This is a genomic window from Variovorax paradoxus (genome assembly GCF_030815975.1).
Taxonomy (GTDB): Bacteria; Pseudomonadota; Gammaproteobacteria; order Burkholderiales; family Burkholderiaceae_C; genus Variovorax; species Variovorax paradoxus_N.
The window spans coordinates 435,117-448,031 of sequence record NZ_JAUSXL010000001.1 but is presented as its reverse complement, the minus strand read 5'-3'; the positions used below and the strand labels follow the sequence as shown (position 1 = coordinate 448,031).

Annotated in this window: 11 protein-coding genes; 7 read left to right on the top strand and 4 right to left on the bottom strand. The window is 68.9% G+C overall.

Going from position 1 to position 12,915, the window contains the following annotated elements:
• Positions 1 to 151: 151 nt before the first annotated feature.
• The 7 genes from QFZ47_RS02090 to QFZ47_RS02060 all read left to right on the top strand — a co-directional run bounded on the left by QFZ47_RS02090 (position 152) and on the right by QFZ47_RS02060 (position 8,129).
• Positions 152 to 1,669, top strand: coding sequence for an amidohydrolase family protein (locus QFZ47_RS02090; protein ID WP_307654042.1), 1,518 nt, complete (start codon positions 152 to 154; stop codon positions 1,667 to 1,669).
• 65 nt (positions 1,670 to 1,734) lie between these two features.
• Entirely contained in the window at positions 1,735 to 2,775 is a 1,041-nt protein-coding gene (locus tag QFZ47_RS02085) for an ABC transporter substrate-binding protein (protein ID WP_307654360.1), read from the top strand.
• Between the two features lie 133 nt (positions 2,776 to 2,908).
• Positions 2,909 to 3,754 carry an ABC transporter permease gene (locus QFZ47_RS02080; RefSeq protein WP_307654041.1) on the top strand — a complete coding sequence of 282 codons (846 nt, stop codon included), beginning with the start codon at positions 2,909 to 2,911 and terminating at the stop codon, positions 3,752 to 3,754.
• Positions 3,751 to 4,563, top strand: a complete 813-nt coding sequence (locus tag QFZ47_RS02075) for an ABC transporter permease (protein WP_307654040.1) — start codon at positions 3,751 to 3,753, stop codon at positions 4,561 to 4,563. The genes QFZ47_RS02080 and QFZ47_RS02075 overlap by 4 nt, the downstream gene beginning before the upstream one ends.
• Positions 4,564 to 4,588: 25 nt before the next feature.
• Positions 4,589 to 5,449, top strand: a complete 861-nt coding sequence (locus tag QFZ47_RS02070) for an ABC transporter ATP-binding protein (protein ID WP_307654039.1) — start codon at positions 4,589 to 4,591, stop codon at positions 5,447 to 5,449.
• Between the two features lie 41 nt (positions 5,450 to 5,490).
• Positions 5,491 to 6,855, top strand: a complete 1,365-nt coding sequence (locus tag QFZ47_RS02065; RefSeq protein ID WP_307654038.1) for an LLM class flavin-dependent oxidoreductase — start codon at positions 5,491 to 5,493, stop codon at positions 6,853 to 6,855.
• Between the two features lie 53 nt (positions 6,856 to 6,908).
• Positions 6,909 to 8,129: an acyl-CoA dehydrogenase family protein gene (locus QFZ47_RS02060; RefSeq protein WP_307654037.1), complete on the top strand. Its 1,221-nt coding sequence runs from the start codon at positions 6,909 to 6,911 to the stop codon at positions 8,127 to 8,129.
• On the opposite strand, the gene QFZ47_RS02055 is transcribed toward QFZ47_RS02060, so the two are convergent.
• The 4 genes from QFZ47_RS02055 to QFZ47_RS02040 are packed head-to-tail and all read right to left on the bottom strand — an operon-like array spanning position 8,130 to position 12,911.
• Positions 8,130 to 9,503 (bottom strand): LLM class flavin-dependent oxidoreductase, encoded by a 1,374-nt coding sequence (locus QFZ47_RS02055; RefSeq protein ID WP_307654036.1) that lies wholly within the window; start codon positions 9,501 to 9,503, stop codon positions 8,130 to 8,132.
• Between the two features lies 1 nt (position 9,504).
• On the bottom strand, positions 9,505 to 10,365 hold the full coding sequence (locus tag QFZ47_RS02050) for a MetQ/NlpA family ABC transporter substrate-binding protein (protein WP_307654035.1): 861 nt from the start codon (positions 10,363 to 10,365) through the stop codon (positions 9,505 to 9,507).
• 53 nt (positions 10,366 to 10,418) lie between these two features.
• Entirely contained in the window at positions 10,419 to 11,666 is a 1,248-nt protein-coding gene (locus QFZ47_RS02045; RefSeq protein ID WP_307654034.1) for an SfnB family sulfur acquisition oxidoreductase, read from the bottom strand.
• 3 nt (positions 11,667 to 11,669) lie between these two features.
• Entirely contained in the window at positions 11,670 to 12,911 is a 1,242-nt protein-coding gene (locus QFZ47_RS02040) for an SfnB family sulfur acquisition oxidoreductase (RefSeq protein WP_307654033.1), read from the bottom strand.
• Positions 12,912 to 12,915 lie beyond the last annotated feature (4 nt).

Here is a 12,915-nt window from a genome sequence, read left to right as displayed (position 1 = left end):
GTCGACACCAACCAGGAGGACCTGGCCGGTGAAGAGCCATGCGGCCGCTCCTTATGCACGCAGCGGCTAAGCAACGACAAAAGCCTTCTTTGGCGGTCGTGCGGGCCGCGCGTAGCCTGCGGCATTCCTTTTCCCTCCAAGGAATCCGCAGATGAACGATCGTTTGAATCGCGTGCATGCATCGCGCTCCGCCGCCGTGAAGGCCGGCCTCGACCATCCCGTGATCGACACGGATGTCCACGTCAACGACTACGCGCCGGTGCTCGAAGACTACGTGGCGCAGTACGGCGGCAGCCAACTCGTCGACGCGCTGCGCAAGGCGCTGGGCGGGCGCTTCGTCACGCGCAACGGCGGCGGCAAGGACTGGTACCAGCAGACGGCCGAAGAGCGCCAGTTCCACCGCACGCTGCGCGCGCCCTGGTGGGCCCGCGTGACGCGCAACACCTACGACCTGGCCACCTACACGCTGCCCGCGCTGCTCTACGAGCGCCTGGGCGAGCAAGGCTCGGACTATTCGATCCTGTTTCCCAACGACGTGCTCTCTCCCGCCGCGGCCGGCAGCGAATACCGCCAGCCGCTGCACCGTGCGATCAACCATTTCCATGCCGACCAGTACCGGCCGTACGCCGACCGCCTGACACCGGTGGCGGGCATCCCGCTGCACACGCCGCAGGAAGGCATCGAGGAACTGGAGTTCGCGGTCAAGACGCTCGGCCTCAAGGTGATCAACATCGCGGGCGGCGTGCGCCGGCCGATCCGCGCCATTGCCGAGAAGTATCCGGCGAAGGAGCACCCGGAGATCGCGAAGCAGACCGGCTACATCGACTTCTATGGCATCGACAGCGAACACGACTACGACCCGTTCTGGGCCAAGGTGGTCGAACTGGGCGTGCCCGTCACCACGCACTACGGCAGCCAGGGCTGGACGGGCCGGCAGTCGATCAGCAACTACATGAACAACCACATCGGCCATTTCGCCGATGGCTCGCAGGCCTTTGCCAAGGCGCTGTTCTTCGGCGGCGTGACGCGGCGCTTTCCGGGCCTGCGCGTGGGCCTGCTCGAAGGCGGCGCGGACTGGGGTTCGCATGTCTACACGCACCTGGTGGACCGCTGGGAGAAGCGCAACAAGAATGCGGTGCGCAACTACGATCCCGCGGAGGCCGACATCGAGCTGCTCGCCTCGCTGTTCGAGCGCTATGGCGGCGACCTGCTCAAGGGCCGCACCATCGACAAGTCGAAGCTGCTGCGCGACAGCCTCGGCATTTCGGCACTGCCGCACAGCCGCGAACCGAATGAATCGGAGATCGACGACTTCGCGCTCGCAGGCATCGAGAAGGTCGAGGACATCCGCGACCGCTGGGTGAACAACTTCTACTTCGGCTCCGAGGCCGACGACCGCACGGTGGCGGCGGCCTTCAACACCAAGGTGAACCCGCTGGGCACGAAGATCAATGCGATCTGGTCGTCCGATGTCGGGCACTGGGACGTGCCCGAGTTCACCGAGCCGCTGGCCGAAACCTGGGACCTGGTGCAGCAGGGCGTGATCTCGGCCGCGGACTTCAAGGCCTTCGTCTTCGACAACCCGCACCGCTTCTATACCGAGGCGAATCCGCGCTTCTTCGAGGGCACCGAGGTCGGCCGCAAGCTCGGCCTGAAAGGCGCAAAGTGAACCGGACACGAACCCTGCTCGCGGTCCTGCGCCGCTGGACCGCACCGCTTGTCGCGCTGGCGCTGATGGCGGCCGCCGCGTCGTCCGCGCAGGCAGCGCCGGACACGATCCGCATCGGCGTGGCCACCGCGGGCGGCGGCGATCCCGTCACCTGGGGTGGCTCGCCCGGCGGCGTCGCGCGCGTCAACAACTGGCTGGAGGACGAGTTCAAGGCAACCGGAATCAAGGTCGAATGGCTGTTCTTCAAGGGCGCCGGACCGGCGGTGAACGAAGCGCTGTCGAACAGGCAGATCGACTTCGCCTACCAGGGCGACCTGCCATCGATCGTCGGGCGCTCCAACGGCCTGAAGACCAAGCTGCTGCTGGTGAGCGGCGCGCGCAACAACCTGTACCTGGTGGCACCGCCCAAGTCCGACATCCGGTCGATCAAGGACCTGAAGGACCGCACGGTCTCGATCTTCCGCGGCACCAACGGCCACCTCGTCGCCATCAACGTGCTGGCGGCCAATGGCCTCGCCGAGCGCGACATCAAGGGCGTGAACCTCGACACCGGCAGTGCGCAGGCTGCGCTGGTGTCGAACGGCGTGGATGCGGCCTTCGGTGGCTACGAGTGGTTCAAGGTGCGCGACCAGGGCCTCGCCAAGGTGGTGTACTCCACGCAGGGGCAGGATCCGGCCTTCACGCGCCAGGCTTCGCTGCTGGTGCGCGCGGACTTCGAGCAGGCCAACCCGGCCGAGGTGCAGCGCGTGGTCGACGTGTTCGTGCGCGCGGCGCGCTGGTCGTCGGACGAGAAGAACCGCGATGAGCTCTTCCGCATCTGGGCGCGCAGCGGCACGCCGGTCGCGTCCTGGGCGGCGGAGTTCGACCAGCAGCAGCTCGCGGCGCGCAACTCACCGCTGGCCGACGACTTCATCATCGGGCGCTACAAGGCCGTGGCGGCCGATGCGAAGAAGCTCAAGCTGATCCGCCGCGAGGTGTCGATCGACGACTGGTTCGATACGCGCTACCTCCAGAACGCGTTGAAGAAGCAGGGCCTGGAGAACTACTGGACGGCCTTCGATGCCAAGGGGCAAGCGAAGGCGGGTCAGTCGGTCGCGGCCCGATGAGTGCGCCGTCTTGTTCCCTCTCCCTCTGGGAGAGGGTCAGGGTGAGGGCAGCAGCTTTCGCACAAGCACCGCATCGGCAAACGCCGCTCGCCCTCACCCCAGCCCTCTCCCAGAGGGAGAGGGAGCAATACCCATGAGCGCCGAAATCGAACTGACAGCCGTCCCGCAGCCTCGCGGCGACGCACCCGCGTCGTCGCTGCCCTGGCGCCGCATCGGCCGTCTCTGCGAAGGCGCCCTCCCCTGGCTCCTGCCCGTCGCGCTGCTGGCGCTGTGGTTCGCGGGCGCCGCGCAGGGCTGGATCTCGCCGCAGGTGCTGCCGCCACCCCAGTTCGTCTGGGAGACATTGCGCGACCTGGCCACGAGCGGCGATCTCTGGCTGCACGTGAGCACCAGTTTCACGCGCGTGGGCGTCGGCTTCGCGGCCGGCACGGTGCTCGGACTGGCGCTGGGCTCGGCCATGGGCCTGTCGCGCAGCTTCGAGGCTTACGTGCTGCCCACCTTCAATGCGCTGGTGCAGATCCCGGTGCTGGCCTGGCTTCCGTTCGTGCTGCTGATCGTGGGCATCGGCGAACCGCTGAAGTACATCCTCATCGCCAAGGCGGCGCTGGTGCCGGTGGCGCTCAACACGCTGCAGGGCTTCCGGCAGACCCCAACCGCGCTGCGCGAGGTCGGCCAGGTCTACGGCTACACGCGGCGCCAGCAGGTGCTGGAAATCGTGCTGCCGCACGCCGTGCCCACGCTCTTCACCGGCGTGCGGCTGGGCTTCACCAAGGCCTGGCTCTCGCTGGTCGTGGTGGAACTCGTGGCATCGAGCGAGGGGCTGGGCTACCTCATCGTCTATGGCCGGCAGCTGTTCCAGCTCGACCTGGTGATGGCGGCCGTGATCGTGGTGGGCGCCATCGGCTATGCCATCGACCGCTTGCTCGACCGGCTCGAAACCGCGGTGCACCAGCGCCAACCGGGCGGAGCCGCGCGATGAACACGCCCACGCGGGATGCCGCCGAACTGGCTGCCGTGCAGCCGCTGCAGCCCGAGCAGCGCAGCCGCTGGCGCGGCTTCGTGCTGCCCGTGGCGGCACTCGTGCTGTGGTGGCTGCTGTCGTCCCTCGACGTCGTGAACTCGGCGCTGCTCGTTTCGCCGGCCAAGGTGTTCGGCACCGCGGCCGACCAGGTGGCGAGCGGACGCCTCTGGCGCGCACTGAGCGCCAGCCTCGCACGCGAGGCGACGGGCTTCCTGATCGGCACCGTGTCGGGCCTCGTGCTCGGCGCGCTGCTGGGGCTGTCGCCTCTTTTCAATCGCATCGTCGGCCCGAGCTTCAACACCTTCAAGCAGATCTCGCTGTTCGCGTGGATTCCGCTGATCTCCGTCTGGTTCGGCCTCGGCGACGTGGCCAAGGTGGTGTTTCTCTCGCTGGCCGCGCTGGTGCCGGTGGTGGTCAACACCTGCGACGGCATCCGCACCGCGCCGGCCAGCCTGCTCGAGGTGGCGCGCGTCTACGGCTACACGCGCTGGCAAACCGTCACGCAAGTGGTGCTGCCGGCCGCGCTGCCCTCGATCTTCACGGGCGTGTACCTGGCGCTCATCTATTCCTGGCTCGCAACCATCGGCGCCGAGTACCTGCTGGTGGCCGGCCGCGGCATCGGCAACACGCTGATCGAGGGCAGCGAGCATTTCCAGATGGACCTGGTCATCTTCGGCATGTTCGTGATCGGCCTTGTCGGCTGGCTCATGAACGCCGCGGCCCGCGCGCTGGAGCGCCGTCTGGCGCGCTGGACCGGACGCGCATGAACAACGCAGAAAGCACTCTCCTTCCATGACCTCCCTCCTTGCGAATCCCTCCAACGAACTCGACATCCGCGGCCTCGGCAAGCGCTATGCGAACACGCAGGCCAGTGGCGGCGAACTGCAGGTGCTCGAAGGCATCGACCTGCATGTTCCCGCCGGCCGCTTCGTGAGCATCGTCGGCGCGAGCGGCTGCGGCAAATCGACACTGCTGCGGCTCATCCTCGGCCTCGATGCGCAGTACGAGGGCCGGATCCTGCTGGATGGCGAACCGATCTCGGGCACTGGCCGCGAGCGCGGCATCGTGTTCCAGGACCACCGCCTCTTCCCCTGGCTCACGGTGGAGCAGAACATCGCGGTCGGCCTGCGCAATGCGCCCTTCAGCGCCAGGGAGAAGCGCGAACGGGTGGCCGAGCACGTGGCCCTGGTCGGGCTCGAGGGCTTCGAGAAATCGTGGCCGCACCAGATCTCCGGCGGCATGGCGCAGCGCGTGGCGATCGCGCGCGGGCTCGTCAACCGGCCGCGCGTGCTGCTGCTCGACGAACCCTTCGGCGCGCTCGACGCGCTCACACGCTCGCGGCTGCAGAACGAGCTTCAGCGCATCTGGCAGAAGGAGCGAATCACCATGCTGCTGGTGACCCACGATGTCGAGGAAGCCGTATTCCTCGGCGATCGCGTGGTGGTGATGCAGCCCTCGCCCGGCCGCATCCGGCGCACGGTCGAGGTCGACCTGCCGCACCCGCGCAACCGCAGCGACCCGGCCTTCATCGCCTTGCGCGACGACGTGCTCAGCGACTTCCTCGATGCCGATACCGCTCGCACGCCGGCCGCTGCGCCGCAACCCGAAACGGCCGGCACCGGCCTGCCGCAGCGCCTGCAGCTGGCGTGGTGAGCGCCGCAATCTCCTTCTCTCTTTTTCAAGGCAATCGACCCATGGCTTCATCCACGCGCCAGTTCAAGCTTGGCGCCTTCCTCATGCAGACCGGCCACCACATCGCGGCCTGGCGCCATCCGGGCGCGCAGGCCGATGCAGGGGGCAACTTCCGCCACTACGTCGAACTTGCGCAAAAGGCGGAAGCGGCCAAGTTCGACGCCATCTTCCTGGCCGATTCCGTGGGCGTGCGCAACAGCGACCTGCCGTCGCTCTCTCGCACCGCGCGTGCCGACCACTTCGAGCCGCTCACGCTGCTGGCCGCCATCGCGGCATTGACCGAGCGCATCGGGCTCATCGCCACGGTGTCGACGAGCTTCAATGAACCCTTCAACGTGGCGCGCAAGTTCGCTTCGCTCGACCAGATCAGCGGCGGGCGCTCGGGCTGGAACCTGGTGACCTCCAGCGGCACCGGCGAGGCGCAGAACTTCAACCGCGACGCGCATTTCGAGCACGCGCTGCGCTACGAGCGCGCGGCCGAGTTCCACGACGTGGTCACGGGCCTGTGGGACAGCTGGGAGGACGACAGCTTCGTGCGCGACAAGCAAAGCGGCCGCTACTTCGACGAGCACAAGCTGCACGTCCTGGGCCACAAGGGCACGCATTTCTCGGTGCGCGGCCCGCTCAACGTCGCGCGCTCGCCGCAGGGAAAGCCGGTGGTGGTGCAGGCCGGTGCCTCCGAAGCAGGCCGCGACCTGGCCGCGCGCACGGCCGAAGTGATCTTCGTCGCGCACCAGACCTTCGACGAGGCGAAGGCCTTTTATGCCGACATCAAGGGCCGGCTGCCGCGCCATGGCCGCCACCCCGACGAGGTGAAGATCATGCCCGGCATCTTCCCCGTGGTCGGCCGCACGCAAGCAGAGGCCGAGGAGAAGTTCGAGCAACTGCAGGAACTCGTGCATCCGGTGGTCGGCCTGTCGCTGCTGTCGAGCGTGATCGGAGGCTTCGACTTCTCGGGCCTGCCGGTCGACGCACCAGTGCCCGAACTGCCGGAGACCAACGGCCCCAAGAGCCGCCAGCGGCTGCTGCTGGACCTGGCGCGGCGCGAAAACCTCAGCATCCGCGATCTCTACCTGCGCATTGCCGGCGCGCGCGGCCACCAGCAGGTGGTGGGCACGCCCGCCCGCATTGCCGACCAGCTGCAGCAGTGGTTCGAGGAAGGCGGCGCGGACGGCTTCAACATCATGGCGCCTTGGTTTCCGGGCGGTCTGGACGACTTCATCGAACTGGTGCTGCCCGAGCTGCGGCGGCGCGGCCTGTTCCGCACCGAGTACGAAGGGCGCACGCTGCGCGAGCACCTGGGGCTGCGCAGGCCCGTGCATCCCGCGCATGCGGCGCGCGAAGCGCATCCGGTCGCCATTGCATAGCCGCGTGCCACGCCTGACGCTCTTTCTCACCTCCCTTGAATCCGTCATCGTTCATGCCCGCACAACCCCCTAGCTACGAGCAGCTCGCCGAGCGCTTCCGCCCCGTCTTCGCCCGCATCGCCGAGCATGCCGCCCAACGCGAGCACGAGCGCGCATTGGCCTACGACGCCGTCAGCTGGCTGCGCGAGGCGAAGTTCGGCGCATTGCGTGTGCCGCTCGCCCATGGCGGCCTGGGCGCCTCGGTCGAGCAGTTGTTCGACCTGCTCATCGAGCTTGGCGCGGCCGATTCCAACCTGCCGCAGATCCTGCGCGCCCACTTCGGTTTCATCGAGCGGCTCTACGCCGAGATCGATCCCGAACTGCATGCACCCTGGCTGCGGCGCGCCGCCGATGGCGCGATCTTCGGCAATGCCACCACCGAACTGGGCGAAGCCGAGGTGGGCACGCTGCAGACCAAACTCACACGCGACGGCAAGGGCTGGCTGCTCGACGGCGACAAGTACTACAGCACCGGCACCCTCTACGCCGACTGGATTCCCGTGACCGCACAGCGCGCGGACGACCCGGGCAAGCAAGGGCGGGTCCTGGTGCTCGTGCCTGCGCAGGCGCGCGGTGTGGAGCGCATCGACGACTGGCGCGGCTTCGGCCAGCGCCTGACCGGGTCGGGCACCACGCGCTTTCGCCGTGTCGCCGTCGAGCCCGGCCACGTGCTGTCCTACGACCGCGACCGGCCGACGCCGCTCACGGCGCATTTCCAGCTCACCCACCTGGCCACGCTGGCCGGCATCGCGCGCGCGATCGAGCGCGACGCGGTGGCCTTCGTGCAGCCGCGCAAGCGCGTCTACAGCCACGGCAGCGGCGCGACGCCGCGCGAAGATCCCCTGGTCCAGCAGGTGGTGGGGCAGCTTTCCAGCGCAGCCTTCACGGCGGCAGCGGCGGTGGCCGCAGTGGCCCGCGGACTGGGCGACATCGACCGCCTGCGCCAGCGCGGCGAGGCCATTCCCGAAAGCCTGATCGTCGACGTGGAGCTGCGCACCGCCAAGGCGCAGGTCGGCATCGTCGACGCCGTGCTGAACACCGCCACGCGCCTGTTCGACGTCGGCGGCGCCTCGGCGCTGCAGGAAGACCGGCGGCTGGATCGCCACTGGCGCAACGCGCGCACTCTCGCCTCGCACAACCCGGTGATCTACAAGGCGCGCATGGTCGGCGACCACGCGATCAACGGGACCCGGCCCACTTTCTATTGGGCGGTGGGGACCCGCGGCGAAGCTTGATCAGGCTTCGCCGGCGCGATGCCGGAATTGCGCCGCTGCATGGCGTGCGGGCAGCCGGTCGCCAGCGTCGAACAATTTGCGGCGCAGGCTGCCTTCGGCATAGGCGGTCTTGTAGACGCCGCGGTTCTGCAGCTCGGGCACGACCAGGTCGACGAAATCCTCGTAGCTCTCGGGCACCACGGTGCGGCTCAGGTTGAAGCCGTCGACCCCGGTTTCATCGATCCACGACTGCAGCTCGTCCGCCACCTGCGCGGCATCGCCGACGATGGCCGGGTAGCGCCCGCCGAGCTCGAACAGTTCGAGCAGCTTGCGGCGCGTCCAGCCCAGCTGCTCGGCGGTGCGGGTGGCCGATTCGATGGCATTGGCCTTGCCGTAGTCGATCGGCTCGTCCAGGCCGTGGCGCGCGTAGTCGATGCCCGTGCTGGCCGAGAAGTGGGCCAGGCCCGCCTCGCGGCTCGCGTAGTGCCGATAGTCCGCGTACTTCTCCTGCGCCTCCTTTGCGCTCGCGCCCGGCACCACCGCGGCACCGACGAACACCTTGACGTCGTCGGGACGGCGGCCGGCGCGCACCAGTTGCTCGCGCAGCGCCTGCACGGTCTTGCGCGCCGCATCCTTGTTGGGCGGCGAGATGAAGACGCACTCCGCGTGCCGTGCGGCAAAGCGCTGGCCGCGGCCGGAACTGCCGGCCTGGAACAGCACCGGCGTGCGCTGCGGCGAGGGCTCGGCCAGATGGTAGCCCTCGACCTGGTAGTGGCGGCCCTGGTGCCGCACCTTGTGCACCCTGGCCGGGTCCGCGAAGACGCGTGCGGCCTTGTCGCGCCGCACCGCCGCGTCTTCCCAGCTCCCCTCCCACAGCTTATAGAGCACCTCCAGGTACTCGTCGGCCCGTTCGTAGCGCTCGTCGTGCGCGATCTGTTCCGCCAGGCCCATCGCGCGCGCGGCGCTGTCGAGATAGCCGGTGACGATGTTCCAGCCGATGCGTCCGCGCGTGAGATGGTCCAGCGTCGAGAAGCGCCGCGCCAGCAGGTAGGGCTGCTCGTAGGTGAGATTGACCGTGACGCCGAAACCCAGGTGCCGCGTTGCCGCCGCCATGGCCGAGACCAGCAGCAGCGGATCGTTCACCGGCAGCTGGATCGACTCGCGCAGCGTCACGTCGACGTTGTTCCGGTAGACGTCGTAAACGCCCACGATGTCGGCGATGAACAGGCCGTCGAAGAGGCCGCGTTCCAAAGTGCGCGCCATGCCGGTCCAGTATTCGAGCGTGTTGTACTCGAGCGAGCGGTCGCGCGGATGGGTCCACAGGCCGTGGTTGATGTGGCCCACGCAGTTCATATTGAACGCGTTGAGCAGGATCTGCTTCTTCTTCTGCGCCATGTCAGAACGCCGGCAGCACGCCGCCCGCGAAGGTCTTGACGATGAAATCGCGCACCTCGTCGGTCTGGTAGGCCTTGACCAGCTGCTGCACCCAGGGCTGCTCCTTGTCCTGTTCACGCACCGCGATCAGGCAGGCGTAGGGGCCTTCCTTGTCCTCGACCAGAATGCCGTCGCGCGCCGGATTGAGGCCGGCCTTGTTGGCATAGTCGGCGTTGACGGCCGAGGCGTCGGTGTCGTCGAGCGTGCGCGGCAGCTGGGCGGCCTCGATCTCGACGAAGCGAAACTTCCGCGGGTTCTCGGTGATGTCGCGCGGCGTGGCGTTGATGCCCGCGATGGGGTCGATGCCGCTCTTGAGCTTGATGGCGCCGGCCTTCTGCAGCAGCAACAGCACCCTGCTTTCATTGGACGGGTCGTTCGGAATGGCAATGCTGGCGCCCTCCGGCAGATCCTTGAAAGCCTTGTACTTGCGCGAATAGATTGCGATCGGGCCGATCCAGGTGCGGCCGAAGCCGACGATCCTGTAGCCGCGCGAACGCACCTGCGCCGCAAGAAAGGGCCGGTGCTGGAAGCTGTTGGCGTCCAGGTCGCCGGCATCGAGCGCGGCATTGGGCCGGCTGTAGTCGGTGAAGGGCACGATCTGGATCTTCAGGCCGTAGTCGCGCTCGGCCACGCGCCTGGCCACCTCGAAGGTCTGCTCGTGCGGGCCGGTCGTCACGCCCACCTTCAGGACCTTGGTGGTGCCGGGCTGCTCCTTCAGGGTGGCAAAGGCCGGCAGGCCCGCGCCGGCAGCGGCCGCGGCCGAGGTGAGTTGCAGCAGGCGGCGGCGCGACAACGCGGCCGGAATCGACGAGAAGCGGCTCAAGGGAAACTCCGAAGAAGAAACGAACAAGGAAGAAAGAGGCAAGAGGCCGGTGCTCACAGGGCGCCGTGGCGCGGCGGGAGCCGGTCGTTGAGGTAGTAGTTGCCGATGTGGTGGTACTTCCAGCGCACCGGGTCGTGCAGCGTGTGGGTGCGCGCGTTGCGCCAGAAGCGGTCCAGCCCCAGGCCGTCGAGCGTGGCGCTAGTGCCGGCCAGCTCGAACAGGCGGTTGCCGGCGTCGAGCGAGGCGGTGGTGCTCAGCACGCGGGCCTCGGCCACCGCGATCGAGGCCGCGGCCACGCTGTGCTCGTCGGGGGCGCGCTGGGCCGCCTCGACGAAGCGGGCCGCGCGGCGCAGCAGGGCCTCGGCCGCGCGCAGGCGCACCGCCACTTCGCCGGTCAGCTGGATCGCGAGCAGGTCCTCGCTGGCGCGTTCCACGCCGGCATCGATCCATGGCCGCGCGCGCTCGCGCACGAAGGGCAGTGTGGCTTCGAAGGCGCCGCGCCCGATGCCAAGGTCGATGGCGGCATGCAGCAGCTGCGCGAAGGGGCCGATGGTGGTGGGCCGTTCGAAGGAGGCCAGGAAGGGAATGACCCAGGCCGGGTCGATCTGCACTCCTTCGAAGCGCACCGAGCCGCTGCCCGTTACGCGCTGGCCGAAGCCGTCCCAGTCGTCCACGATGCTCACGCCTTGGGCGCGACGCGGCACGAATGCGAGTTTGGTCACCTCTCGGGGGCCCTCCTGCGCCACCACCAGCGTCGGAATCCAGTGCGCGAACAGCGCACCCGTGCAGTAGAACTTCTGCCCGTCGATCTGCAGGCTGCCGCCTTCCTCGTGCAGGCGCGTGCGGCGCTTGAAGTCCTTGTGGCCGATCTCCGCGAGCGCATTGCCGAAGCGCTCGCCTTCGAGCACGCGGCGGTAGAAGAAGCTTTTCTGGGCCTCGGTCCCCCCTACCCTCAACACCTCCAGCGCGTAGTAGTGGTTCTGCGGAATCTGCCCGAGCGAACCATCCGCGGCCGAGATGATGGCGATCACCTCCGCCAGCGTGCCTGCCGACACGCCGGCGCCGCCGTGCTCGCGCGGCACGGTGATCGCCCAGAGGCCGCTGGCCGTGAAGCGCTCCAGCTCGGCCCAGGGCAGGCGCCGTTCGCGGTCGCGGGCTGCGGCGTCGCGCGCGAAGTCGGCGGCGAGCTCGCGTGCGATTTCCAGCGCCTGGGCATCGTCGCTGATGCGCAGCGGCTTCTGCGCAGGGATGGGCGCGGGCACCTCCGACGCGCGATCGGGAAGAACAGCGGTGAGCGTCATCGGTCAGTTCCAGGAATGCCGTGGCGGCAGTACGTGGTTGAGCAGGTAGTTGCCGATCAGGTGCGCCTTCCATCGCACCGGGTCGTGCAGGGTGTGCGTGCGGGCGTTGCGCCAATGCCGGCCCAGGTTGTGGGCTTCGCGCGTGGCCGAGGAGCCGGCGAGCTCGAACAGCTTCTCGGTGGCATCGAGCGCGATGCGCGTGGTCAGCACCTTGGCCTCGGCCACGGCGACCGAGGCGCGCGCGCTGGATTCGGCGCTGACGGGCCGGGCCGCCACGGCGTCGAGCGTGCGGCCGCTTTCCAGCAGCACCTCGTGCGCCGCATGCAGGTCCACCTCGAGGCGGCCCACCTCCTGGACGATGTAGGGGTCGTCCGCGGCGCGGGCCACGCCGGCATCGGTCCAGGGCCGCGCATGCGCGCGCACGAAGGCCACCGCCTCGGCGAGTGCCGCCTGCGCAATACCCTGGTCGATGGCGGCCTGCAGCAGCTGCGAGCCCGGGCCGAAGAGGCCGGGCCGGTCGGCCAGCTGCCAGAGCGGCAGCACGTCCGCCTCGTCGACCGGCACGGCCTCGAAGCGCACGGTGCCGCTGGCGGTGGTGCGCTGGCCGAAGGAAGACCAGTCGTCGACCACCGTGAGCCCCGGCGCATCGCGCGGTACCCACACCTGCACGGCGCGGCCCTGGTCGTCGAGCGCGCGCGCCGGCACGCGGTGGGCGAAGAGCGCACCGGTCGAATAGAAGCGCTCGCCGTCCAGGCGCAGGCCCCGGGGCGTGCGGCGCAGCCGTGTCGCGCCCTCCACGATGGTCTTCGATCGCCGCTCCGGCCCCGCATTGCCCAGGCGCCGGCCCGCGAGCACCTCGGCGTAGAAGCGGGCCTTTTGCGCCTCGGTGCCGATCTCGCGGAGCACGCCCAGCACGCCGAAGTGGTTCTGCGGGATCTGGCCGAGCGAGCCGTCGGCGGCCGACAGGATCACGAAGATCTCGGCCAGCGTGGCATAGGACACATCGGCGCCGCCATGCGCGCGCGGCACGGTGATGCCGCCGAGCCCGCTCTCGGACCAGAGATCGAGCTCGTCCCACGGCAGGCGCCGCTCGCGGTCGCGCGCGGAAGCGCCGGGTGCGAACAGCGCGGCAAGGCGGTGCGCTGCCGCCAGCGCTTCGTCGTCGCTGCGGATGCGCTGCACGCGCGCGGGATCGGGGTCGCGCGGTTTGCGCGGCACGGCGACCCCTTGGTGTTCGGAAGCCATCGGA

Bases quoted from the DNA above. Each gene is read 5' to 3' on its own strand.
- QFZ47_RS02055 (WP_307654036.1), bottom strand. From the start codon at position 9,503: ATGGCGCAGAAGAAGAAGCAGATCCTGCTCAACGCGTTCAATATGAAC.
- QFZ47_RS02045 (WP_307654034.1), bottom strand. From the start codon at position 11,666: ATGACGCTCACCGCTGTTCTTCCCGATCGCGCGTCGGAGGTGCCCGCG.
- QFZ47_RS02070 (WP_307654039.1), top strand. From the start codon at position 4,589: ATGACCTCCCTCCTTGCGAATCCCTCCAACGAACTCGACATCCGCGGC.
- QFZ47_RS02060 (WP_307654037.1), top strand. From the start codon at position 6,909: ATGCCCGCACAACCCCCTAGCTACGAGCAGCTCGCCGAGCGCTTCCGC.
- QFZ47_RS02065 (WP_307654038.1), top strand. From the start codon at position 5,491: ATGGCTTCATCCACGCGCCAGTTCAAGCTTGGCGCCTTCCTCATGCAG.
- QFZ47_RS02090 (WP_307654042.1), top strand. From the start codon at position 152: ATGAACGATCGTTTGAATCGCGTGCATGCATCGCGCTCCGCCGCCGTG.
- QFZ47_RS02040 (WP_307654033.1), bottom strand. From the start codon at position 12,911: ATGGCTTCCGAACACCAAGGGGTCGCCGTGCCGCGCAAACCGCGCGAC.
- QFZ47_RS02085 (WP_307654360.1), top strand. From the start codon at position 1,735: ATGGCGGCCGCCGCGTCGTCCGCGCAGGCAGCGCCGGACACGATCCGC.
- QFZ47_RS02080 (WP_307654041.1), top strand. From the start codon at position 2,909: ATGAGCGCCGAAATCGAACTGACAGCCGTCCCGCAGCCTCGCGGCGAC.
- QFZ47_RS02075 (WP_307654040.1), top strand. From the start codon at position 3,751: ATGAACACGCCCACGCGGGATGCCGCCGAACTGGCTGCCGTGCAGCCG.